Consider the following 23105-nt stretch of genomic DNA (forward strand, 5'->3'; position numbering starts at 1 on the left):
CCCTTGAGGGGACGGTGGACAGCCGCCGAAGGCGGATGGACGGGTGGGGTCGTTGCGGCAGTGCGCGACCTCGACCAACTTCGACCGTGATTGAGAGAGTCGAGCGCTTCGCCGAGGACCCCACCCGGCCCTTCGGGCCACCCTCCCCTCAAGGGGAGGGATTTCAGCGTTATTTCAATCAATTTTTAATGTTTTTCGGCCGCGCCTCTGGACAAGGCGAATCACCTTTGATTCTTTACAGACGATTCGGATGTGCGGTGTTGCCGGATCGTCAAGCGTACGGAAATTCGGGGAGTGCCATTTATGGCCAAGGCGGACGCGTGGGGCGCGCCCGAAGGGACGGCTTTTGAGCGGCGCAAGGCGCGAGGCGACGGCCTCGCCGGCAATACGCGGCTCATCGCTGAACCAGCCTACCGGCGGCTCCTGGCTGCCGAACCCCTTCTGCGCCGTTCGATACCGGCTCTCATCATCATCTTCCTGATCGTCATCGCCGCACTGCGCGTGCTGTCGCTGATGAACGAGCGCGACGAGGCCGAGCGCGACGGCAAGGCGGTGCTAGGTCTCGCCGCCGGCCAGATGGCGAACGCAATCTCGGCCGACCCGACCGCGGCATCCAGCGGTGCAATTGATCTTCTGGAAAGCACGAGCCGCCAGGGCGCCATGGGCAGAAGCCATGTGCTTGTGATCACCGACAGCGCCTTCAAGATCATTGCCGTGTCGCCGCTGTCGACCGGCTGGCAAGGGCGATCGCTGGACAGCCTGGTGCTGGACGGCCAGCCGCTGTTCATGTTCGGCGACCGCGCCGGGGTCATGGATGTCAGCATCGGCGGCCAGGACTGGTACGCGGCGGTGAGCCTGACCCGGGACCGCAAGAACGCCGCCGCCGTGCTGGTGCCGCAGGAAGCGGTGTTCGACAACTGGCGCAAGACCGTCTCGCTCAACGTCACGCTGTTTGTGCTGACAGCCGGCGTGCTGATCATCATCCTCTACGCCTATTTCGGCCAGGCATCGCGCGCCCAGACAGCCGACCGCATCTATCTCGAAGCCCATCAGCGCATCGACATGGCGCTGGTTCGCGGTCGCTGCGGCCTGTGGGACTGGGACATGGTGCGCGGCAAGATGTACTGGTCGCGCTCGATGTACGACATGCTGGGCTACGAGCCCTGCAACTCGATGCTGTCGTTCGGCGAGGTCGACGACATCATCCACCCCGAGGACGGCGACCTGTTCGAGCTGGCCAACAAAATCGTCGAGCGCGAGATCGACCATATCGACCAGGTGTTCCGGATGCGTCACGCCGACGGCCAGTGGGTGTGGATGCGCGCCAGGGCCCAGGTGATCGACCCGGAAGCGCCTGAGATCCAGCTGATCGGCATTGCCGTCGACGTCACCGAGCAGCGGCATCTGGCGCTGCGCTCGGAGGCGGCCGACCTGCGCCTGCGGACCGCGATCGAAAACATCAACGAATCCTTCGTGCTGTGGGATGCCGCCCAGCGCCTGATCATGTGCAATTCCAAATACCAGAAGGACAACGGCCTGTCGGACCGCGACGTCATGCCGGGCGCTGCGCGCGCCGTGCTTGAAGAGCGCATGCTGGCCTTCGCCTCTGAACGGCGGCTGGCCAACACCAACGGGCCGCAAGGGGGCGCAACCTTCGAGCGGCAGCTCTCCGACGGCCGCTGGCTGCAGGTCAACGAACTGAGGACCCGGGACGGCGGCACGGTCTCCGTCGGCTCCGACATCACCCAGATCAAGCTGCACCAGGAAAAGCTGGTCGACAGCGAGCGCCGGCTGATGGCGACCATCCACGACCTCAGCCTCGCCCGCCGGGCCGAGGAAGAGCGCGCCAAGGAACTGGTCGAGCTCAACCGCGAATATATGAAGGAAACCGAGCGCGCCGAGGCCGCCAATCGGGCCAAATCCGAATTCCTAGCCAACATGTCGCACGAGCTGCGCACGCCGCTCAACGCCATCATCGGGTTCTCCGAACTGATGGAACAAGGCCTGTTCGGGCCGCTCGGTTCGCCGCGCTACGAGGAATATGCCAACGACATCAACGGCAGCGGCAAATATCTGCTCGGCGTCATCAACGACATACTCGATATGTCGAAGATCGAAGCCGGCCAATTCTCGGTGGACCGCGAGGAAATCGATCTCTGCCCGCTGATCCGCGAGACGGTGCGGGTGATCTCGCTGCAGGCGGCGGAGAAATCGATCACGGTCGAAACCCGCATCGCCGATACGATGACGCTGTTCGCCGACCGCCGGGCGATCAAGCAGATCGCCATCAATCTGCTGTCGAATGCGGTGAAGTTCACCGGTCAGGGCGGCCATATCTCGGTGCGCGCCCGCAACACGTCAGGCGCGCTGGTGCTGACCATCGAGGACAATGGCTGCGGCATTCCGAAGGAGGCACTGAGCAAGCTTGGCCGCCCCTTCGAACAGGTGCAGAACCAGTTTTCGAAGAACCACGCCGGCTCCGGCCTCGGCCTTGCCATCTCGCGCTCGCTGGCCGAGCTGCAGGGCGGCGCGCTGAAAATCCGCTCGACCGAAGGCGTCGGCACGATCGTGTCGGTGCGCATTCCGGTGAAGAAGCCGGCGCTGGCGGTGAAGGCGGCGGCCTGACGGCCCGCCAATGCGAGCGGTGCTCTCCGCCGCGTTCAAGGACTGAGTAGCCCCGGTCATGTAAGGGCTCCGGCGGCTTTCGCCGCCGGAGACATATCGCCATTTCACTCCATGCTGTCGTCGCCGCCGTCCCATTGGTGGTGGCGGCCCATGCGGCCTTTCTTTGGCAGTTCGTTGCGCTCGATCTTGCCGTCATTGTTGCGGTCGAGCATGGCGAACACCTTCTTCTCGCGCCCGGTGATGTCGTCCGTGGTCAGCGTGCCGTCGCCCTTGCTGTCGTAGCGGGCAACTATGCGCTTGGCCATTTCCTCGAACCGCGCCTTCTCCAGCGCGTCAGCGAGCTGGGCGACTGTCAGCTTGCCGCCATTATCGGCGACCAGCTTCTTCAGCCGCGCGTTCATGGCGTCGGAAAACTGGTCGAAGCTGATGGTGCCGTTGGAATCCTTCATCGCCTTGTCGAGGCGCATCATCGCGCCCTCGCGCATTCTGGCGCTGGCATTGTTCTCGGCATAGGCGGTGGTGCCAACGGCGCCGGCAAGCGCGACAAAGGCAAGGGCAAGTCCGGTTGTCTTTCTCATGGGTATCTCCTGTTGCATCGTCACCCCCGATGCGATCCGAAACAGCCGCCAACGCTTCACGCCCTCACGACCGTTTCGTACGAAGCAAAAGGTTGAAATCCTTTCTGACCTTTTGCGACGTTTCCTTGAGATGTGCTTCCAGCACACCGAAATCCGGCAGGTCAGTCACCGCCAGAAGCAGATCCGACAATCCCGGCGGAACGTCATCGCGTTCGAATGCACCGGTGAGGCAAAGCCGCGTCATCTGGGTCAGCGCCAGATAGAGTTGGTAGGCTTCGCAAAGCTGCTGCCTGACGTCAGCCTCGGCGAAATCCGGCGACAGATGCGCCAGGATTTCGCCGGTCGCGGTCACCCTGCGGCCGGCTTCGACCTGCCCGGTTATAACCGCCACCTGCGCGATGAATTCGAGGTCGATGAGGCCGCCGGAGATGAGCTTGATGTCCCAGAGATCGCGCGGCGATTTTTCCTTCTCGATCAGCGCGCGCATCTCGGATGCCTCCGCCCTCACCTTGGCGGCGTCGCGCGGCAAGGCCAGAAGTGCCGCCACCTCGGCCTCGACCTCGGCGCAAAGGGCCGCGTCGCCGCCGATGGCGCGCCCCCGGGCCAGGGCCATGTGCTCCCAGGTCCAGGCCTCCTGGCGCTGGTATTTCTTGAAGGCATCGATGTGGGTGGCCACCGGCCCCTTGTTGCCGGATGGCCGCAAGCGCAGGTCGAGCTCGTAGAGAACGCCTTCGGCGGTCGGCGCCGAGACAGCCGCGATCAGCCGCTGCGTCATCCTGGTATAGTAGTGCGATGGTGCGAGCGGCTTGTCGCCGTCGGACTCGTCGGCATTCGCGTCGTGGTCGTAGAGCAGAATGAGGTCGACATCGGAGCCGGCGGTGAGCTCGCGGCTGCCGAGTTTGCCCATGCCGAGCAGCGACACGGTGCCGCCGGCGATACCGCCGTGGCGCAGCGCGAATTCGGTGGTCACCGCCTGCAATGCGGCGTCGATGGTGAGGTCGGCGAGATCGGAAAAGGCGCGGCCGGCGCGCGCCGGGTCGATCGAGCCGGCGAGCAGCCTGACACCGATCAGGAATTTCTGCTCGGAGGCAAAGATGCGCAGCCGGTCAAGCACATCCTCGTAGGGCCTGTCGCCATCGATGAAAGCGGCCAACCGCGCTGAGAGATAGGCGCGGTTGGGCAGTTCGGTGAGCAGCGCCGGGTCGAGCAGACCGTCGAAGACATGCGGGCGCCTTGTGATGATTGCCGCCAGCCGAGGCGCGGCGCCCATGATCGTCGCCATAAGCTTCAGCAGAGCGGGATTCGACTGCAGCAGCGAAAACAGCTGGATGCCGGCGGGCAGGCCGGCGAGGAGTTCATCGAAGCGAACCAGCGCCTCGTCGGCCCGGCGCGTCTGGCCGAAGGCTTTGAGCAGCGCCGGCGTCAGTTCGGTCAGCCGCTCGCGCGCTTCCGCCGACTGGGTGGCGCGATAGCGGCCGAAATGCCAGCCCCGAATCACGCGGCAGATGTCGCTTGGCCGCTGGAAGCCAAGGCCGTGCAAGGTCTGCAGCGTGTCGGGATCGTCGACATCGCCGGTGAAGACCAGATTGCCGACGCCGGCCGACAATTCAGGCGCGGTCTCGAACAGCGCGGCGTAATGGCGCTCGACCTCATGCAAAGCCGCGCGAAAGGTTTCGGCAAATCTGGCGGCATCGGCAAAGCCCAGCATATGGGCGATGCGTTCCAGCCCTTCATCATCGTCGGGCAGAATATGCGTCTGCTCGTCGGCGACCATCTGGATGGCGTGTTCGACGCGGCGCAGAAACCAATATTGCTGCGTGAGCGCGTCGCGTGCATCGGCGGTGATCCAGTTGCGCGCCGCCAGCGCACCCAGCATCGGCACCGTCTCGCGGCCGCGCAGCTCCGGAAAACGGCCGCCGGCGATCAGTTGCTGGGTCTGGACGAAGAACTCGATTTCGCGAATGCCGCCGCGGCCGAGCTTGACGTTGTGTCCTTTGACCGCGATCTCGCCATGACCCTTGTGGGCATGGATCTGGCGCTTGATCGAATGAACGTCGGCGATCGCCGCATAGTCCATGTATTTGCGCCAGACATAGGGCTGCAATTCCCGCAGGAACGCATCCCCGGCATCGAGATCGCCGGCCACGGGACGCGCCTTGATCATGGCGGCGCGCTCCCAGTTCTGGCCGCGCGCCTCATAGTAGCGAAGTGCTGCCTCGACCGGGATCGCCAGCGGCGTCGAGCCTGGATCGGGACGAAGCCTCAAATCGGTGCGGAAGACATAGCCGTGCCCGGTGCGGTCCTGCAGGATGCGGACCAGCCTGCGGGTCAGGCGCGCAAACAGCTCTGTGGCGTCGAGCGGATCGACGATCGCCGGCGCATCCGGATCGAAGAAGACGACGAGGTCGATGTCGGAGGAGAAATTCAGTTCATGCGCGCCAAGCTTGCCCATGCCGAGCACGATCCAGCCGGATTGCCGTGACGGATTTTCGGGATCGGGCAATTTGAGCTTGCCTTGGCTGTGCGCCTCGCGCAGCAGGAAGTCGACCGCCGCGCAGGTGCAGGCATCGGCGAGATTGCTGAGGCGCCTTACCGTCAGCGCGGCATCGGCCTCGCCGGAGAGGTCTGCAAGTGCGATCAGGAAGTGAGCTTCACCCTTCCACTGCCTGAGTTCCATCATCAGGCTGGATTCGGAAACGGTCTCGGAAAAGGCGGCCTTGCCGATCGCTTCGGCGATGGCGAGCAGCCGAGCCTCGACACTGCCATCGAACAGCGCGTCGAGGATTTGCGGCCGGCGGCGCGCAACATCGCGGAGGAAGGGCGAGAGATCGAAGACGGCAGCGAGAAACTCCTGTGCGGTGCCCTTGCCTCCTAGGAATTTCGCCAGCCGCGGCAGGTTCTCGTCCTTGGCATCGCCAGCGATCTCCGACAGTTCACGCCGGGCGCGGGCCTCATCCAGCGGCGCGAGCTGCGCCGCCAGTTGCAGGCGCCATTCGGTCTCGATCCGTTTCGCAGCCATCCTCACCGCCATCAATGGTCCTCCCGCGCCGGGAAGCTCATGATAACGGACAATCCGGGATTGGCAGGCAGAAGTTCAAGCCGGCCATTGTGAAAAGTCGTGATCGCCTTGGCGAGGCTGAGGCCAAGACCGGATCCCGGCTGCGAGCGGCTCTTTTCCAGCCGCACGAAGCGCTCGGTCGCCCTGGCGCGGTCGGCATCGTCGGGGATGCCATGGCCATTGTCGGAAACGGAAAGGCGGATTTCGTGACCGACGCGCTGCAGGGCTACGCGCACGGCAGGCTTTTCCGTCGCATCGGTCGAGTATTTGATGGCGTTGTCGACGATGTTCGACAGTGCCTGGCCGATCAGCTCGCGGTTGCCATCGACGGAAAAATTCCCGTCCGCGGCAGTTTCAAGCACCACGCCAGCCTCCTCCGCCACCGGCTCATAAAGCTCGACAACGTCATGCACCGCGGCGGCGAGATCGACCTTGCTGGTGCTCTCCGAGGAATAGCCGGCCTCCAGCCTGGAGATCATCAGGATGGCGTTGAAGGTTTTTATCAGCTGGTCGGATTCGGCGATGGTGCCTTCCAGCGCCTGCCGGTAGTCGGTGGTCTTGTGCTTGCCCGAAAGTGTCGCCTCAGCGCGGTTGCGCAGTCTGGTCAGCGGCGTCTTCAAATCATGGGCGATGTTGTCGGAGACCTGCTTCAGCCCTTCGTTGAGCGTCGCTATCCTGGCCAGCATGGTGTTGAGGTTTTCCGACAGGCGGTCGAACTCATCGCCGGCGCCGGTCACCGGCAGCCGTCCCGTGAGATCGCCGCCCATGATGCGGCGGCTTGCCTCCGAGACGCTGTCGATGCGCTTCAGCGCGGCGCGGCCGACAAGGAACCAGATCAGCAGCCCGCCCAGGCCCATCATGCCCAGCGCCAGCATCAGGGCGCGGCGGACGACGGCGCGGAAGCGCTCGGGCTCGCCGAGATCGCGGCCGACCAGCATGATCATCTGGTTGGGCAGCCGCAGCACCAGCGCGATGGCGTTGTGGCCCTTCTCGCCCTCGGGCTGAATTTCGGTCTCGCCGGGCTGCGCGCCATTCGGGTCAGAAGCCTGGTTGCGCTGCCGTTCGAGCTCACCTTCGCCGAAACGGCGATAGGAGAAGGGTTCGGTCGTCCAGCCATCGGTCTCGAGCACCCCCGGTGCCAGGCTCTGCACGTTGCCGGTGAGGATCTGGCCGTTGACATCGGCAATGAGATAGAGGTTGGCGCCGGGCTGGCGCGAGCGCTGCTCGACGACGCGCACCAGCCGCGGCAGGCCGCCGCTCTGATAGGCACGAGCGAGGCCGAGCACCTCGTCATTGATGGTCTGCTGGGTCTGGCCGGTCAGCATGCGGGCCGACAACGACGTCATGTAGAAGACCAGCAACACGGCACATAGCGCGAAAAGCAGGAAATAAAGCGCTGAAAGCCGCGCCGCCGTAGTCCTCATGATGGCCGGCAGGGAAAGGGCCATCGAGTTCTAGCTCATGATGAGATTTGGCTGAAATCTCACCATGACCTACCCCTTTGTTGGAGCATGATCTTCTCCAAAAACCGGTACCTACTTTTTGGGATCATGCTCTAGCCGCTCTTCAGCATATAGCCGGCGCCGCGAACCGTATGCAGGATCGGCTTGTCGAAACCCTTCTCGATCTTGCCACGCAGGCGCGAGACGTGAACGTCGATGACGTTGGTCTGCGGATCGAAATGATAGTCCCAGACATTTTCGAGCAGCATGGTGCGCGTCACCACCTGGCCGGCATGGCGCATCAGATATTCGAGCAGGCGGAATTCGCGCGGCTGCAGCGTGATCTCGCGCGCCGCGCGCTTGACCGAATGGGACAGCCGGTCAAGCTCGAGATCGCCGACCCTGTAGACGGTTTCGGCCTCCCTGGCGCTGGCGCGGCGGTTCAGCACCTCGACGCGGGCGAGCAATTCGGAAAAGGCATAGGGCTTGGTCAGATAGTCGTCCCCGCCGGCGCGCAGACCGGTGACGCGGTCATCGACTTCGCCCAGCGCCGACAGGATCAGCACCGGCGTGGTGTTGCCGCGCGAGCGCAGGCCGGCAATGACGGAGAGCCCGTCGCGGCGTGGCATCATGCGGTCGACGACCATCACGTCATAGTCGCCGGCATCGGCCAGCGCAAAGCCGGTTTCGCCGTCGCCGGCTACATGGGCGGTGTGCCCAGCCTCGGCAAAGGCCTTCTGCATATAGTCGGCCGCCTCGCGATCGTCTTCTATGACGAGAATCTTCATAGAGCCGTTATACGCGATTTCGCCGGAAGATTGAGAGGCCGCCATAAGCGCAAAAGCTTTCGTTCAAGCATGTCGTTTTGCCAAACCGCCGTGCACTTTGGGCGACATGCTTCGATGTTAGAGCGGCAGCGGGCGATGGGGGCCCGCTGCCGCCGGGGGCAGAACACGATGACTGACTAACGCGTTCGGCCCCTTGCTTCCCGTGCGGCGGCTCGGGGGTGTTGAAACCGCCGCACTGGAAACTGTGTGATGTCAGCCTTTGGCGACTGGCAGCGCGACGAAGCGGTTTGAATCGTCGCGGGTGATCTGCATCAGCACCGCCTTGCGGCCGGACTTGACCGCATCGGCCATCGCCTTGGCGACGTCTTCGGTGCCGTTCACCTCCGTCGAATTGACCGAGGTGATGACATCGCCGGGCTGGATGCCGCGGTCGGCGGCATCGCTGTCGGGATCGACATCGGTCACCACCAGGCCCTTGCCGTTTTCCGACTTGGTGACGGTGAGGCCGAGATCGGCCAGCGCGGCGGGCTTTGCCGGTGCCGCGGGCTGCTGCGGGTCGGCCGAGGCCTGCTTGTCAGTGGATGGCAACGTGCCGAGATCGACCTTGATGGTCTGGCTCTTGCCGTCGCGCCACACCGTGACGTCGACCGACTTGCCGGGTGGGTACGCGCCGATCAGACGAGCCAGTTCCTTCGGCGATGCGACGTCCTTGCCTTCGACCTGGGTGATCACGTCACCGGCGGTGATGCCGGCCTTCTTGCCGGGGCCACCGTCCTGGGCGCCCGAAACCAGAGCCCCGTTCTGCGACTTCAGGCCCAGCGATTCGGCGATGTCCGATGTAACCGGCTGGATTTCGACGCCGAGCCAGCCACGCTGCACCGAGCCGCTCTTCATCAGATCCTGCACCACCTGCTTGGCGGTGGAGGCCGGAATGTCGAAGGCGATGCCGACGCTTCCGCCCGACGGCGAGAAGATCGCGGTGTTGATGCCGACGACCTGGCCGTTGAGGTTGAAGGTCGGGCCGCCCGAATTGCCGCGGTTGACCGAGGCGTCGATCTGGATGAAGTCGTCGTAGGGACCGGCGCCGATATCACGGCCACGGGCCGAGACGATGCCGGCGGTGACGGTGCCGCCGAGGCCGAACGGATTGCCGACGGCCACCACCCAGTCGCCGACGCGAACCTTGGAATCGTCGGCGAAATCGACATAGGTGAACTTGCCGACGCCATCGACCTTGAGCACCGCCAGATCGGTGCGCGGATCGGTGCCGATCAGCTTGGCGTCAAGCTCCTTGCCGTCATTCATTACCACTGTGAAGGCGGAGCCTTCCTCGACGACATGGTTGTTGGTGACGAGATAACCGTCATCGGAGATGAAGAAGCCCGAACCCTGGGCTACCGGACGCGGCTGGTCGTTGTTATGGTCGCGGTGGCTGAAGCGACGATTGCCGCCGCCCTGGCCGTTCTGATCGCCAAAGCCCCGGAATTGCTTGAAGAACTGGCGCAGCTGCGGATTGTCGGGCAGGTTGTTCATGCCGTCCGGATCGTCGGACTGGTCGGAGCCGTCATCGGCGGCAGGCTCGATCTTGGCCTTGACCTTGACGCTGACCACGGCCGGCGAAACGCGCTCGACGACGTCGGCAAAGCCCGGTACCTGCGGCGCTTCGACCCGCACGGCATCGGCCAGAACGGGAGCTGTACCAGTGGCAACGGCGCCGAAACCGATGCCGCCGGCAATGGCCAGCGAAGCGGCGGCGGCCAACAGGCGCTTGCGGGTCCGGGAATATGGGTTGGGGGCGATAGTCATGGGTCTCATATCCTCTTTTCACTGGATGCGGCTCAGGCAGAGCATCCTCGGACAAGAGAAATAGAGAGGCGCACATTACCGCGCCATTTCCGAAGCATGAAAGTTTTGTAATGTTGGGCGGACGCACAAATCGCTTGGTTGCGCTCGCCTGCTGCGCTATGGTGTACACAACTCAGCACAAGGCTTTCACAATGACAGCAAGCACCACCATGACCATTCGAGTCTCGTCCGAGACCAAGCTGAAGCTGGAGCAGATCGCTACCGATACCAGGCGTAGTAAATCATTCCTCGCCGCCGAGGCGGTCTCAGCCTATGTCGATCGCGAGCTGGATATCATCGAAGGCATAAAACGTGGCATGGCCGACGCAGAGGCTGGCCGCGTCGTGCCCCACGACGACGCCATGGCGGAGGTCGACGCGGTGATCGAAGCAGCGAAAGCCAGGCGCGCAGGCAAGGCGTGAAGCGGTTCGTCACCTGGTCGCGAGAGGCGCTGGACGATCTCACGCAGCAAGTTGCCTTTATCGCTCAGGACAATCCTGCCGCCGCCCGACGCCTCGCGGACCGTATCCGTGAAATGGGCCGGGGCCTTGGTGATATGGCGACGGGCCGACCTGGCCGGGTAACAGGCACTTATGAGAAGCCCATCGGCCGCCTGCCCTACATCATTGCCTATGAATTGCGCCTGATCGCCGGCCGTCAGAGCATTGTTATCCTGCGCGCCATCCACACGTCGCGGGACTGGCCTTTGGAGGAATGGCCGAGCTAGTCGCTCAGCATCTTGTCCAGCGCCGCCTGTTCCTCGGCGCTCAGCGCCTTGGTTGCCAACGAGCGGCGGGAGCGTGTGGTCAGCACAATGAAAATGCCGCCGACTAGAAGCAGAAGCACCGGCGTGCCCCAAAGCAAGGCGTTGCGCGGGCTGAAGCGCGGCTTCAACAGCACGAACTCGCCGTAGCGCGACACGATATAGTCCATCACCTGCTGGTCGGTATCGCCGGCAACCAGGCGCTGGCGCACCAGGATGCGCAGGTCGCGGGCGAGGTCTGCATCGGATTCGTCGATGGACTGGTTCTGGCAGACCATGCAGCGCAGGCCTTCCGACAGTAGCCGCGCCCTCGCCTCGAGCGCCGGATCGGTGAGAACCTCGTCCGGTTTCACCGCTTGCGCCGCGCCGGCAAACAGCAGCGCCAGAAGCAGGGTGAGCGAGGCCAACGAGAACCTGGTGCTCACGGCGCGCCTGCCGACGGCATGGAGGCTGCCTGCTTGCGGCGGCGCGAGGGTGCGCCAACCCGCAGGCGCCGGTCGAGCAGCGACATTGCGGCTCCCGCCATCATCACCAGAGCTCCGCCCCAGATCAGCGTCACCAGCGGCTTCCACCACAGGCGCACCACGACCGACCCATCGGTGCCCTCATCGCCCAGCGACAGATAGAGTTGGCTGAAGCCGATCGTCTCGATGCCGGATTCGGTCGTCGTCGTCTGCCGCACCGGAAAGAAGCGCTTGGCCGAGGTGATCTCGGCTGAAACGCCGCCACCGGCGCCGATCACGGAAAAGCGGCCGCGCTGCTCGCTGTAATTCGGACCCTGCGCCGGGAAGAGGCCGTCGAAACGCAGCGTGTGGCCGGAGAGTTCGACGCTCTCGCCGGCATGCATCGACAGTATCCTTTCGGTGCCGAAGCACAGCGTGCCGACAATGCCGAGCGTCGTCAGCCCGAGGCCGAGATGGGCAAGTGCAGTGCCGAACACCGAACGCGGCAGGCCGGCGAAACGGCGCAGCATGATGGCGGGCGACACATTGCCAAAGCCGGACTTGACGGCGAGGTCGGTAAGCGCGCCGCAGACCAGCCAGCAGGCGAGGCCGACACCAAGGGCGGCGAACACCGACGCGCCGTCGATGAACAGCCCCGTGACCAGCATCGCCAGGAGAGCGGCGCCGAAAGCCGCCATCAGGCGCTGGGCGACGGCATAGAGGTCACCGCGCTTCCAGGCTAGCAGCGGCCCGAACGGAACCACGACCAGCAGCGGCACCATCAGCGGGCCGAATGTCAGGTTGAAGAAGGGGGCGCCGACCGAGATCTTGCCGGCCGAAAGCGCTTCGACCGCGAGCGGATAAAGTGTGCCGACCAGCACGGTTGCGGTGGCCGTGGTCAGGAACAGATTGTTGAGGACAAGCGCGCCTTCGCGCGAGATCGGGTGGAACAGGCCGCCGGCCGTCAGCCGCGAGGCGCGCAGCGCAAACAGGGCCAGCGAGCCGCCGATGAACAGCGTCAAAATGCACAGGATGAAGATGCCGCGGGTCGGATCGGTGGCGAAAGCATGCACCGAGGTCAGCACACCGGAGCGCACCAGGAAGGTGCCGAGCAGCGACAGCGAGAAGGTGAGGATGGCTAGCAGCAGCGTCCAGATCTTGAGCGCCGAGCGCTTTTCCATGACGATTGCCGAATGCAGAAGAGCCGTGCCGGCCAGCCATGGCATAAAGGAGGCGTTTTCAACCGGATCCCAGAACCAGAAGCCGCCCCAGCCGAGCTCGTAATAGGCCCAGTAGGAGCCCATCGCGATGCCGCCGGTGAGGAACATCCAGGCGACCAGCGTCCACGGCCGCACCCAGCGCGCCCAGGAGGCATCGATGCGGCCTTCGATGAGGGCGGCGACCGAGAAGGAAAAGCAGATAGAGAACCCGACATAGCCGAGATAGAGCAGCGGCGGATGGATGGCGAGGCCAAGATCCTGCAGGACCGGGTTGAGATCGCGGCCCTCGATCGGCGCCGGATTGAGCCGGGTGAACGGATTGGATGTCGCCAGGATGAACAGGAAGAAGGTGGCGCCGATAGCCCCCTGCACGGCCAGCACATTGGCGCGCAGCGTCGCCGGAAGGTTGGAGCCGAAGACAGCGACCAGCGCACCGAAGAAGGTCAGGATCAGCACCCAGAGCAGCATCGAGCCTTCGTGATTGCCCCAGGTTCCGGTGATCTTGTAGATCAGCGGCTGCAGCGAATGCGAGTTTTCCCACACGCTCGCCACCGAGAAATCGGAACTTGCATAGGCGCCGGCGAGTGCTGCGAACGATAGCGCCGTGAGCGCGAAGCCTGTGACCGTGACGGGACCGCCGACAGCCATCAGCCTCTGGTTGCCGGTACGGGCGCCGATCAGCGGCACCAGCGTCTGCACCAGCGACAGCACAAAGGCGAGGACGAGCGCGAAGTGTCCGGTCTCAACCATTACTGGCTCTTGCTCTCTTGCCACACGCCCTTGGCCTTCAGCCCGTCAGCGACTTCCTTGGGCATGTAGCGCTCGTCATGCTTGGCCAGCACGCTGTCGGCGACGAAAACGCCGTCGGCGCCAAAGCTGCCTTCGGTGATGACGCCCTGCTCCTCGCGGAACAGATCGGGCAGGATGCCGGTATAGCTGACCTTGACCGATTTGTGCGCGTCGGTGACCGAGAACGCAACCGTCGCGCCCTGCCCGCGCACGACCGTGCCCTTTTCGACGAGGCCGCCGAGCCTGATGCGCTGTCCCGGCTGCAAGCTGGCGGTGGTCAGATCGGCGGGCATATAGAAATAGGAGGCCTTCTGGCCCAACGCATAGAAGGTCAGCCCGGTGGCGGCGCCGAGGAAGGCAAGACCTCCGACAATCACCGACAATCGCTTCTGCTTGCGCGTCATGTCCTACTCCGTCGCCGTCAGGCCGAGCGAGGCGGCAAAGGCGGTGAATTTCTTCGCTTCCTCACTGTCGGCGCCAAACACGGCAATACCGCGATGCAGCGCGTCGCGCGCCTGGTCGGCCTTGCCCAGCACAACATAGGAACGAATGAGCCGCATCCATCCTTCCGTGTCGCGCGGATTTTGCCGCAATTTTTCGTCGAGGCCGGCGACCATGGTTTCGATCATGGCCTGCCTGTCCTGCGGCGCCATCGACGAGGCGGCGTCGACGGCCGCGGCATCGGGGCCTTTCGCCGGCTCTCCTGAGGCGACGCTGCGGTTGGCAGCCTCGGCTAACGCCTGTTGGACAGCTCCGCGCCATGGTGAATCCTGCGGCAGGGAATCGAGCATTTTCTGCCACGCCGCGGTTGCCTCGGGTATGCGGCCTTCCTGGGCCAGCGCCATCGCCAAATAGAACGAGGCTTTCGCGTTTGCCGGGTCGAGTTTTAGCGCCTGTCCGAAAGCGGATTGCGCATCGGCCGAAACGATGCCGCCGGCCGCATTGGCAATCGCTTCGCCGAGGCCGGCCTCGCGGGCGGCCGTGTCGCCATCGAGGCGGATGGCATTGCGATAGGCGGTCACGGCATCGGGAAAGCGCTGCAGGCGCAGATAGATCGGGGCGAGCACGTCCCAGCCGCGTCCATCGCCAGGGTTGGCGGCAAGATGGGCCTCGGCGCGCGCCACCAACTCGTCGACCGAACTATCGGCCGGATTCTTGGCCAGCCGTTCGGCAAGCGGCTGCGACGGCAGATCCGGCGAGCCGAGCTGGCTGTACAGGCCCCAGCTGAGCAGCGGGACCACCAGCACCGCTGATGTTGCCATCAACCTGGCCGCCCTCGACGGCTGCCGCGCGCCAGGTGCATCGGCTTGACCGACATTGGCTTGACCAACATCTCCCAGGCGAAGGATGCGGCGGGCGATCTCAGTGCGCGCCTCCTCGGCTTCGGCCGGCTGAATCAGGCCGCGCGCGGCGTCACGCTCAAGCTCGGCCAATTGGTCGCGATAGACTTCGAGATCATGGTCGCTGCTGGTCGGAGCGCCCTTGCCGCCGCTGGTCAGCGGCAGCAGCACCGCCAGGCTTGCGCCCAGCGTGAGGAGTGCGGCTATGACCCAGAACAGCATGGTTCTTTCAATAGAGCGAGAGCCCTGCTCTCACAACATGAGGGTGCTGCGACGCTTTGACGGATTCCGACCCCGGCCCAATGTTCAGGTCAGCGGCGTCCAGCTGCCGTCGGCGTTGCGGCATGCGGTGCCCCGCGCGGTCTGGCCGGCCGTGCCGGTAAACACCGTATGGGTGTACTGGCGGCAATCCTGCGAGCCGACGCGGTAGGGCTGGGCCGCGACGACTTCGCCGGAATGAGCCGAACTGTCGCTCTTCCACGTCACCTTCTGGCCGCTCCCCGTATATTCGAGCGCCTTGTATTCCGCCTCGAGCGCCTTGCGCTTCTCGGTGCTGTTCAGGCCGCTGCCGATCGATCCGCCGACGAGCCCGCCGGCCATGGCCGAGATGATCGTCGTCGCGACTTTGGCCCCTGAAGGAGGCGACGCGGGCGGGTTGGTGATGGAGATATCCGGGCCACTGCCCTTGCCCAACGTTCCGCAGCCGGAAAGAGCGAGCAGTGCGGAAACGAGCGCAACGCGAATCTTCATGCCAACAACCGGTTTTCTTGAACGGGATGCGCTGGGGGCCGCGTCATCGGGGCGTCAGGACGTCATACTATTGATATTTGTCGGAAATTTGGCCGTTCTTAACGGCTTTTGCGCAATCGAGGGGCCGCCATAACACAGGCATTCGGCCGTGTCGATTGGCCCTGGGCAGTACATCATTGCAAGCTCCGCAAGCGCACAACCGCCTTCAGCCCGCCCATCGTGGAGCGTTCCAGCGCCAGCGCCCCGCCATACTCGTTGACGAGGTCGGCAACGATGGCAAGTCCGAGCCCGGTTCCCGGCTTTGTCTCGTCGAGGCGCCGGCCGCGTTTCAAGACATCGCGGGCCTTGTCCTCGGGGATGCCGGGACCGTCATCCTCGATCGATAGCTCGAACAGGCCGGCTGCGGCCGGCGTGACGGATACGGCAACAGTGCTCCTTGCCCATTTCATCGCATTGTCGAGGAGGTTGCCGACCAGTTCCTCCAAATCCTCGCGCTCGCCAGCAAAGACGATGTCGGCCGCCGGCAGCGTAAGCGACAGGCTGACATCAGGCTTGAGTTTTTGCAGCACGCGCACCATGCGCTGCACCAGCGGGGTCACCGGCGTGCGGTAGACGACGCTGTCGCGCTGCGCGGCGACCCGAGCCCGCTGCAGATAATGGTCGACCTGCTTCTGCATCGAGGCGGCCTGGTCGGCGATGAGCTGGCCCTTGGCGCCGCCGAGCGCCCGGCCCTCGTTGATCAAAACTGCGAGCGGCGTCTTCAGCGAATGGGCGAGGTTGCCGACCTGCGTGCGTGAACGCTCGACGATGCGCTTGTTGTTTTCGATCAGCGCATTGGTCTCGTTGGCGAGCGGCTCGATCTCGGCGGGAAACTGGCCGTCGAGCCGTTGCGCCGTGCCTTCGCGCACCTGGGCAAGCGCGTTGCGAACCCGGCGCAAGGGCTGCAGGCCGAGCAGGATGGCGATCGCATTGATGGCGATCATGCCGACGCCGAACAGGCTGAGATAGGTCAACAGGCGGCCCTGGAAGGTGGCGATCTCGTGCTCGAGCTCGGTCTTGTTGCCCATTACGCGGAAGCGCGCGGCGCGGTTCTTGGCATCGAGGACGAATTCGCTTTCGAACACTTGCAGTTCCTCGTCACCGATGCCGTCGGTGGAATAGCTGCGCTGGAAACTGGAATTGAAAGGCACCTCGGCAACGGTCGGCGACGGGATCGTCGTGGTCATCGAGGACGAATGAAGGTTGCCGTGCACGCCTTCGGAAGCCGGCTCCACCGACCAGTACCAGCCCGAATTCGGCTCCGAGAAGCGCAGGTCGCCAAGGTCGGGAGCACCGGTGAGCTGGCCGGATTCGGAAACGCCGACCGAGCCGATCAGATTGAACAGATGCGCCGACAGCAGGCTGTCGAAGCCGCGCTCGCTGGCCTGGCGGTAGAGCGTGGTGATCAGAGTGAAGATGACGATCAGGGTGAGGATCGCCCAGATCGTGGAAAATCCGATGACGCGGAAGGCCAGCGAGCGCGGCCAGAGCCGCGCCGAAAAAGGCTTCCTTGCTGGTATGGGGAGCGGTTCCGCCTTACGCCTCCGGCTCACGCATGCGATAGCCCATGCCGCGCACGGTTTCGATCATGTCGATGCCCATCTTCTTGCGCAGCCGGCCGACAAAGACCTCTATGGTGTTGGAATCGCGGTCGAAATCCTGGTCGTAGAGATGCTCGACCAGCTCGGTGCGCGACACCACCTCGCCCATATGGTGCATCAGATACGCCAGCAGGCGGAACTCATGCGAGGTCAGCTTCAGCGGCACGCCGTTGACATCGGCCTTGGAGGCCTTGGTGTCGAGGCGCAGCGGCCCGCAAGTGAGCTCGGACGAGGCATGGCCGGCGGCGCGGCGGATCAGCGCCCTCACCCTGGCCAGCACCTCCTCGATGTGGAACGGCTTGGTGACATAGTCGTCGGCGCCGGCATCGATGCCCGACACCTTGTCGCTCCAGCGGTCGCGCGCTGTCAGGATCAGCACCGGCATCTTGCGGCCGTTGCGGCGCCAGCGCTCGACGACGCTGATGCCGTCCATCTGCGGCAGGCCTATGTCGAGCACGACGGCATCGTAGGGCTCGGTGTCGCCGAGGAAATGCCCCTCCTCGCCGTCATAGGAGCGGTCGACGACATAGCCGGCATCGACCAGCGCGTCGGCCAGTTGCCGGTTGAGATCCTTGTCATCTTCGACGACGAGTACGCGCATGATCGGTCAGGCCTGTTGATGGGTCAGCTATAGGCCGATTCCGGTGGTCTGGGAAACGACCCTGCAAGGGGGAAGATTGGATCAGTTCGCCGGGACGACGATCTCGGAGCGGCGCGGACGCTGGCCGTCCTTGCCCGGCACAAGCACGACGATGACGCAGACCTCCTGGCCGCCACGCGTCGTCTGCGAAGCCTTGGCCAGCGTGCCGCCATTCTGCTCGGCAACCTGCTGGCCGATCGCGTAGCAATCCGCCGCGGCTGCCGGCGTCGCTTGCGACGCCAACAGGCCGGCCGCTGTGAGCGCCAGTATCGCGGTTCTGACATGAGAGCGAAGCGTTTTCATGGTCGGCGTTGTAACGCAACTGTGCTGAACGTGAAATGAACGGTGAACGGGTGAAAATCCATCCCCGCAATACCCCCTGCGCGCGCAACGAATGAATGCGATCCTACCGCCCAGTCCCTCAGACCGGGCAATGGATTCATAACCGGAAAACCGGCTGCGCGGCTATGGTGTTTGCGCGCAGGTTCTCAATTCGCAGCCAGATTGGGAACAGGTCAAGGCGAGACCATTCTGGGGCCGCCGTAAATAGCGCGGGAAAACGTCAAATCATCGGAGTGCGCCATGACGGATAAACACCTTGCCGACCTTTACCGGGGCTATATCGCTTGCCTGAATGCCCAGGACTGGGCGAAACTTGGAGACTTTGTCGGCGACGAGGTGCAGCACAATGGCGAAATGCTGGGCCTGTCGGGTTATCGCCGTATGCTCGAAGGCGATTTCGAGGCGATTCCCGACCTCCGCTTCAACATCGAACTGCTGGTCTGCCAGCCGCCGCGCGTGGCGGCGCGCCTGCATTTCGACTGTCATCCCAAGGGCGTGCTGTTCGGCCTGCCGGTGAACGGCAAGCGCGTGTCGTTCGCTGAGAATGTTTTCTACGAATTCGGAGAGGGTCGCATCCGCGAGGTGTGGTCAGTCATCGACAAGGCCGAGATCCAGGCGCAGATCTAGGTTGCTTCAATCACTTTGTTCGGTGAGAGCGCGTATCCGCAGCACCCCGTGGTAGAGCGCCAGGTCCTCGTCGTAGCGGGCCTCGGCGAACTCCAGCGACAGGCGGGTCTGGTCGCGCGAGCCGGTGGCGAAAGCGGCGCCGTCAAGGCGCGCCCGGATGCTGTCCATAATCAGACGCGTCTCGGCCTCGCCTTGCGCCTTCGACCAGACATGCAGCGTGATGAGCTGGTCGTCATCATTGTCGGCGCCGGTGTCCAGATCGAATGCGCTGGTCCTGCCATAGGTCACATAAGGGAAGGCGGCACTGTCGGCCGCCTGCTCGCGCAACCCGGCGCCGCCGAGCAGCGCCGTCAGCGGGGCATCGCTCTTCAATCTCATGAACAAGGCTTGCAGCAAATCGCCGGGCGCCGTCATCGTCGTCTCCGTTCGCCTGTCACGCTTTGAACAACCTCAGTTTCGCGCGCAACCTAACCGCGTTGCACGGATTTCGCCAGATGACGATCCGCCTGATGGAAGGCGGCGAATCGGGCGGCATGGCCCTTTCACGGACCGGGTTCTATTTGGCATGCGGGGAGTTTCAAGAAGGGTGTTATGAGGAGCCCTGTTTTCTCCGGCAATTCGAGGTCATTTCATGCGAACGCCACCGCTGCTGCCGGCTTTTGGAAAGCTTGGCGTCAAGCCCCCGGTCGCGATTGCGGCAGCACCCGCCCTGTCGAAGAGCACCGTGGCCCTGCGCATGCGCGAGATACTTTCAATGCATGGCGGCCTGGCCTTGAAGCTGTCGGTGGTGGCCTGGACAATCCTGATCCTGGCGGCGGCATTTTTCATGTCAAGGGCCTGATGCCGATATGACAAACCGCTACGCGTTGCGCATGTACGAGCCCGAGAGCTGGACTATCTTCGACATCTTCACCGGCCAGCCTGTCGAGCTTAAGCAACAGGTAATGGTGGCCATGAATTTGCGCGATGCGGAAGCGATGGCCGACCGCCTGAACAGCCGGGACGTCAAGCGGCGGGCAAAAGCCGACCGCAAGTCCTGACGCACGCTGATCTCAGCCGCTCTGATGCAAGACGAACGCGCGCTAGCCGAAATCCGCGGCTGTGAGCACATAAATGCTCTTGCGGGTGCGGGCGTAGGCCTTGCTGGCAATGTCATGGATGGAGCTGGACGCGGTGTCGAAGGCCGCCAGATAGGTGGCTTCCGCGGTCGCCGTCCCTGATGGCGCCTTCGAGAGGGCATCGGCGGCGACAGAGAAGGAAATCTGGAACATGCCGTCATGGCCGACAAAGCGGATGCGCTTGCCGGCCTCGTCATAGAAGCGGCTTGGATTGGGGAATGTCAGGCTCATGACGTGCCCCCCTTCGGCGCGGCGGCGGCTTTCTTGACGGTAGCCCGCTTCTTCTTCGGTGTCGGGTTCAAGGCTTCCGCGACGCGGTCGGCCTCTTCCTTGGCCAGGCGCAATTCCCTGAGCCTTGCCGTCTTGATCTCCCTGGCCCTCGCTTCGGACATGTAGTCGGAGGTTGCCTTGTTGCGCTCGGCCGTCTTCTTCTGCTTGTCCATGAAGCGGGCTTCAGCTTTTTCCATGATGCTCTGATTGCCTTCGGCCATCGCCTAAATCTCCTTCGTGCCTGAAATTGTGAAATCGAACTTACGATATAAATAGTCACTTTTGCCTCGAAATTCAATTTTTTGAAATATCTAGGCGCCTCGCGACGTTTCGAACCCTGCATACATCATAATACTTTTTAATATTTAATTTTGGCCACGAACAATTTTTGGCACTCCTATCTATCGAGTGCCAACACGCCTATAAGAACGGCGCGGTCGCCTATGCCGGCCCCAGAAAGAAGTTCTCATGAAGTTTCGGCCACTCCACGACCGCGTCGTCATCCGGCGCGCCGAAGGCGATGTCAAATCCAAGGGCGGCATCATCATTCCCGACAATGCCAAGGAAAAGCCGCAGGAAGGCGAAGTCATCGCCGTTGGGCCGGGCGCACGCGACGAAAACGGCGCGCTTGTTCCGCTCGACGTCAAGGCCGGCGACTTCATCCTGTTCGGCAAATGGTCGGGCACCGAGGTCAAGATCGACGGCGAGGACCTGCTGATCATGAAGGAAGCCGACATTATGGGCGTCATCGACAAGAGCGAGACGGCCGCTATCGGCAAGAGCGGGACGGTCGTCACCGAGAAGAGCGTCAAAGCCAAGAAGGCTGCCTGACCGGCCTGGCTTTGCCAGGCTCCGGCGAGCCGCTTGCTTCACCACACCAACGGGATTAAAAAAAATGTCTGCCAAGGAAATTAAATTCGCCACCGACGCGCGCGACCGCATGCTGCGCGGCGTCGAGATCCTCACCAATGCGGTGAAGGTCACGCTCGGCCCCAAGGGCCGCAACGTCATCATCGACAAGGCCTATGGCGCGCCGCGCATCACCAAGGACGGTGTGACGGTGGCCAAGGAAATCGAGCTTGCTGACAAGTTCGAGAACATGGGCGCGCAGATGGTGCGCGAAGTGGCTTCGAAGACCAACGACCTCGCCGGTGACGGCACCACCACCGCCACGGTGCTGGCCGCATCGATCCTGCGCGAAGGCGCCAAGCTGGTTGCCGCGGGCATGAACCCGATGGACCTCAAGCGTGGCATCGACCAGGCTGTCGCCGCCGTGGTCAAGGACATCAAGGCGAAGGCCAAGAAGGTCAAGTCGTCGGCCGAGATCGCGCAGGTCGGCACCATCGCCGCCAATGGCGATGCCAGCGTCGGCGCCATGATCGCCAAGGCGATGGACAAGGTCGGCAATGACGGCGTCATCACCGTCGAGGAGGCCAAGACCGCCGACACCGAACTCGACGTCGTCGAAGGCATGCAGTTCGACCGCGGCTATCTCTCACCCTATTTCGTCACCAATGCCGACAAGATGCGCGTCGAACTGGAAGAGCCTTACGTGCTCATCCACGAGAAGAAGCTCGGCAATCTGCAGGCGATGCTGCCGATCCTCGAAGCAGTGGTGCAGAGCGGCAGGCCGTTGCTGATCATCTCGGAAGACGTCGAAGGCGAAGCACTGGCGACGCTGGTCGTCAACAAGCTGCGCGGCGGCCTCAAGGTCGCGGCCGTCAAGGCGCCGGGCTTCGGCGATCGCCGCAAGGCGATGCTGGAAGACATCGCCGTGCTGACATCGGGCCAGATGATTTCCGAGGATCTCGGCATCAAGCTCGAAAACGTCACCATCGAGATGCTTGGCCGCGCCAAGCGCGTACTGATCGAGAAGGACACCACCACGATCATCGACGGCGCCGGCACCAAGGCGACCATCCAGGCGCGCATCGCGCAGATCAAGGGCCAGATCGAGGAGACCACGTCCGATTACGATAAGGAGAAGCTGCAGGAGCGGCTGGCCAAGCTCGCCGGCGGCGTCGCCGTGATCCGCGTCGGCGGCGTCACCGAGTCTGAAGTGAAGGAAAAGAAGGACCGCATCGACGACGCGCTGAATGCGACGCGCGCGGCGGTGGAAGAAGGCATCGTGCCCGGCGGTGGCGTGGCGCTTCTGCGCGCCAGATCGGCGCTGGCCGGGCTGACTGGCGCCAATGACGATGTGACGGCAGGCATTTCGATCGTGCTCAGGGCACTCGAAGCGCCGATCCGCCAGATCGCCGAGAATTCCGGTGTCGAAGGCTCGATCGTCGTCGGCAGGCTGTCCGACAGCAAGGACCACAATCAGGGCTTTGATGCCCAGAACGAGGTCTATGTCGACATGATCAAGGCGGGCATCGTCGATCCGGCGAAAGTGGTGCGCACCGCACTGCAGGATGCCGGCTCGATTGCAGCGCTTCTGATCACCGCCGAAGCGATGATCACCGACGTTCCGGCCAAGGATGCGGCGCCTGCGGGCGGCGGTGGCGGCATGGGCGGCTACTGACCATCGCCCGAAAATTGCCCGCCTGGGAATCTGGGCGGGCATAAATCAGAACAGGCTGCCGGGGACATTTCCCCGGCGAGCCAGGAATTTCCGTCAGTCAGTCAAGACCAGTCAGCAACGACAGGGAGATCGACAGATGATCACATTTGCCCCGAAGCCAAACGCTGTATCCGCGACCAAGCCGGCGGAGGAGAGCCGCTTCGATCGCATCCGCCGGATCGCCGCCGACAAGCACACGCAGGCCGATGCCGGGCCGATTGGCCGCGAGCCGTCGAAGACCGGCGACAAGCGGCCGATGTGACG

The 23105-nt window shown here is 63.7% G+C and carries 25 protein-coding genes; 9 read left to right on the forward strand and 16 right to left on the reverse strand.

Annotation, left to right across the window (positions count from 1 at the left end):
- Positions 1–303 precede the first annotated feature (303 nt).
- A complete protein-coding gene (locus NKI96_RS05060) occupies positions 304–2625 on the forward strand; it encodes a PAS domain-containing sensor histidine kinase (RefSeq protein WP_352657467.1) in 2322 nt (773 codons plus the stop codon).
- A 104-nt stretch (positions 2626–2729) separates the two neighbouring features.
- Here the strand turns inward: NKI96_RS05060 and NKI96_RS05065 are convergent, their stop codons facing one another.
- The 5 genes from NKI96_RS05065 to NKI96_RS05085 form a co-directional block, all read right to left on the reverse strand.
- Positions 2730–3203 (reverse strand): EF-hand domain-containing protein, encoded by a 474-nt coding sequence (locus tag NKI96_RS05065; protein WP_023702181.1) that lies wholly within the window; start codon positions 3201–3203, stop codon positions 2730–2732.
- 64 nt (positions 3204–3267) lie between these two features.
- Positions 3268–6234 carry a bifunctional [glutamine synthetase] adenylyltransferase/[glutamine synthetase]-adenylyl-L-tyrosine phosphorylase gene (locus NKI96_RS05070; protein WP_352538487.1) on the reverse strand — a complete coding sequence of 989 codons (2967 nt, stop codon included), beginning with the start codon at positions 6232–6234 and terminating at the stop codon, positions 3268–3270.
- A complete protein-coding gene (locus NKI96_RS05075) occupies positions 6234–7709 on the reverse strand; it encodes a sensor histidine kinase (RefSeq protein WP_352803197.1) in 1476 nt (491 codons plus the stop codon). The genes NKI96_RS05070 and NKI96_RS05075 overlap by 1 nt, the downstream gene beginning before the upstream one ends.
- A gap of 107 nt (positions 7710–7816) precedes the next feature.
- Positions 7817–8491 (reverse strand): response regulator transcription factor, encoded by a 675-nt coding sequence (locus NKI96_RS05080; protein ID WP_023670185.1) that lies wholly within the window; start codon positions 8489–8491, stop codon positions 7817–7819.
- A gap of 252 nt (positions 8492–8743) precedes the next feature.
- Entirely contained in the window at positions 8744–10297 is a 1554-nt protein-coding gene (locus NKI96_RS05085) for a Do family serine endopeptidase (protein WP_023670184.1), read from the reverse strand.
- Between the two features lie 191 nt (positions 10298–10488).
- Between NKI96_RS05085 and NKI96_RS05090 the strand changes: the two genes are divergently transcribed.
- Both NKI96_RS05090 and NKI96_RS05095 read left to right on the forward strand, forming a co-directional pair.
- Positions 10489–10758, forward strand: a complete 270-nt coding sequence (locus tag NKI96_RS05090) for a CopG family ribbon-helix-helix protein (protein WP_023670183.1) — start codon at positions 10489–10491, stop codon at positions 10756–10758.
- Entirely contained in the window at positions 10755–11063 is a 309-nt protein-coding gene (locus NKI96_RS05095) for a type II toxin-antitoxin system RelE/ParE family toxin (RefSeq protein ID WP_023670182.1), read from the forward strand. The genes NKI96_RS05090 and NKI96_RS05095 overlap by 4 nt, the downstream gene beginning before the upstream one ends.
- On the opposite strand, the gene NKI96_RS05100 is transcribed toward NKI96_RS05095, so the two are convergent.
- The 8 genes from NKI96_RS05100 to NKI96_RS05135 all read right to left on the reverse strand — a co-directional run bounded on the left by NKI96_RS05100 (position 11060) and on the right by NKI96_RS05135 (position 18224).
- Positions 11060–11524 (reverse strand): cytochrome c-type biogenesis protein, encoded by a 465-nt coding sequence (locus NKI96_RS05100; protein WP_023670181.1) that lies wholly within the window; start codon positions 11522–11524, stop codon positions 11060–11062. The two genes, NKI96_RS05095 and NKI96_RS05100, sit on opposite strands and share 4 nt — an antisense overlap.
- Positions 11521–13512 carry a heme lyase CcmF/NrfE family subunit gene (locus NKI96_RS05105; RefSeq protein WP_023738550.1) on the reverse strand — a complete coding sequence of 664 codons (1992 nt, stop codon included), beginning with the start codon at positions 13510–13512 and terminating at the stop codon, positions 11521–11523. The genes NKI96_RS05100 and NKI96_RS05105 overlap by 4 nt, the downstream gene beginning before the upstream one ends.
- Positions 13512–13955, reverse strand: coding sequence for a cytochrome c maturation protein CcmE (gene ccmE / locus NKI96_RS05110; protein ID WP_023705431.1), 444 nt, complete (start codon positions 13953–13955; stop codon positions 13512–13514). The genes NKI96_RS05105 and ccmE overlap by 1 nt, the downstream gene beginning before the upstream one ends.
- A gap of 3 nt (positions 13956–13958) precedes the next feature.
- Complete coding sequence (ccmI, locus tag NKI96_RS05115) at positions 13959–15113, reverse strand: c-type cytochrome biogenesis protein CcmI (RefSeq protein WP_023821069.1); 1155 nt, start codon at positions 15111–15113, stop codon at positions 13959–13961.
- An 84-nt stretch (positions 15114–15197) separates the two neighbouring features.
- Entirely contained in the window at positions 15198–15641 is a 444-nt protein-coding gene (locus NKI96_RS05120; protein WP_023821068.1) for an RT0821/Lpp0805 family surface protein, read from the reverse strand.
- A gap of 173 nt (positions 15642–15814) precedes the next feature.
- Positions 15815–17233 carry an ATP-binding protein gene (locus tag NKI96_RS05125; protein ID WP_023821067.1) on the reverse strand — a complete coding sequence of 473 codons (1419 nt, stop codon included), beginning with the start codon at positions 17231–17233 and terminating at the stop codon, positions 15815–15817.
- Positions 17217–17882, reverse strand: a complete 666-nt coding sequence (locus NKI96_RS05130; protein ID WP_023670175.1) for a response regulator transcription factor — start codon at positions 17880–17882, stop codon at positions 17217–17219. The genes NKI96_RS05125 and NKI96_RS05130 overlap by 17 nt, the downstream gene beginning before the upstream one ends.
- An 81-nt stretch (positions 17883–17963) precedes the next feature.
- Positions 17964–18224 carry a hypothetical protein gene (locus NKI96_RS05135; RefSeq protein ID WP_023670174.1) on the reverse strand — a complete coding sequence of 87 codons (261 nt, stop codon included), beginning with the start codon at positions 18222–18224 and terminating at the stop codon, positions 17964–17966.
- Between the two features lie 279 nt (positions 18225–18503).
- Between NKI96_RS05135 and NKI96_RS05140 the strand changes: the two genes are divergently transcribed.
- Positions 18504–18890 (forward strand): ester cyclase, encoded by a 387-nt coding sequence (locus NKI96_RS05140; protein ID WP_023732030.1) that lies wholly within the window; start codon positions 18504–18506, stop codon positions 18888–18890.
- Positions 18891–18896: 6 nt separating this feature from the next.
- Here the strand turns inward: NKI96_RS05140 and NKI96_RS05145 are convergent, their stop codons facing one another.
- Positions 18897–19304, reverse strand: coding sequence for a DUF3168 domain-containing protein (locus NKI96_RS05145; RefSeq protein WP_023821066.1), 408 nt, complete (start codon positions 19302–19304; stop codon positions 18897–18899).
- A 217-nt stretch (positions 19305–19521) separates the two neighbouring features.
- Between NKI96_RS05145 and NKI96_RS05150 the strand changes: the two genes are divergently transcribed.
- Complete coding sequence (locus NKI96_RS05150) at positions 19522–19731, forward strand: hypothetical protein (protein WP_023692810.1); 210 nt, start codon at positions 19522–19524, stop codon at positions 19729–19731.
- A 7-nt stretch (positions 19732–19738) separates the two neighbouring features.
- On the forward strand, positions 19739–19930 hold the full coding sequence (locus NKI96_RS05155; RefSeq protein WP_023692809.1) for a hypothetical protein: 192 nt from the start codon (positions 19739–19741) through the stop codon (positions 19928–19930).
- A 42-nt stretch (positions 19931–19972) separates the two neighbouring features.
- Here NKI96_RS05155 and NKI96_RS05160 read toward each other — a convergent pair whose 3' ends face one another.
- On the reverse strand, positions 19973–20239 hold the full coding sequence (locus NKI96_RS05160) for a DUF1488 family protein (RefSeq protein ID WP_023670170.1): 267 nt from the start codon (positions 20237–20239) through the stop codon (positions 19973–19975).
- Positions 20236–20499 (reverse strand): hypothetical protein, encoded by a 264-nt coding sequence (locus NKI96_RS05165; RefSeq protein WP_023670169.1) that lies wholly within the window; start codon positions 20497–20499, stop codon positions 20236–20238. Before NKI96_RS05165 ends, NKI96_RS05160 begins: the two co-directional genes overlap by 4 nt.
- Positions 20500–20746: 247 nt before the next feature.
- Here NKI96_RS05165 and NKI96_RS05170 point away from each other — a divergent pair, with 247 nt between their 5' ends.
- From NKI96_RS05170 to NKI96_RS05180, 3 genes are all read left to right on the forward strand, one after another.
- On the forward strand, positions 20747–21109 hold the full coding sequence (locus tag NKI96_RS05170) for a co-chaperone GroES (RefSeq protein ID WP_023698577.1): 363 nt from the start codon (positions 20747–20749) through the stop codon (positions 21107–21109).
- A 64-nt stretch (positions 21110–21173) separates the two neighbouring features.
- Entirely contained in the window at positions 21174–22802 is a 1629-nt protein-coding gene (gene groL / locus NKI96_RS05175) for a chaperonin GroEL (protein WP_023684537.1), read from the forward strand.
- A 136-nt stretch (positions 22803–22938) separates the two neighbouring features.
- Positions 22939–23103: a hypothetical protein gene (locus NKI96_RS05180; protein WP_023698576.1), complete on the forward strand. Its 165-nt coding sequence runs from the start codon at positions 22939–22941 to the stop codon at positions 23101–23103.
- Positions 23104–23105: the final 2 nt, after the last annotated feature.

The sequence above is a fragment of the Mesorhizobium sp. M0292 genome (genome assembly GCF_040321695.1).
Lineage (GTDB): Bacteria > Pseudomonadota > Alphaproteobacteria > Rhizobiales > Rhizobiaceae > Mesorhizobium.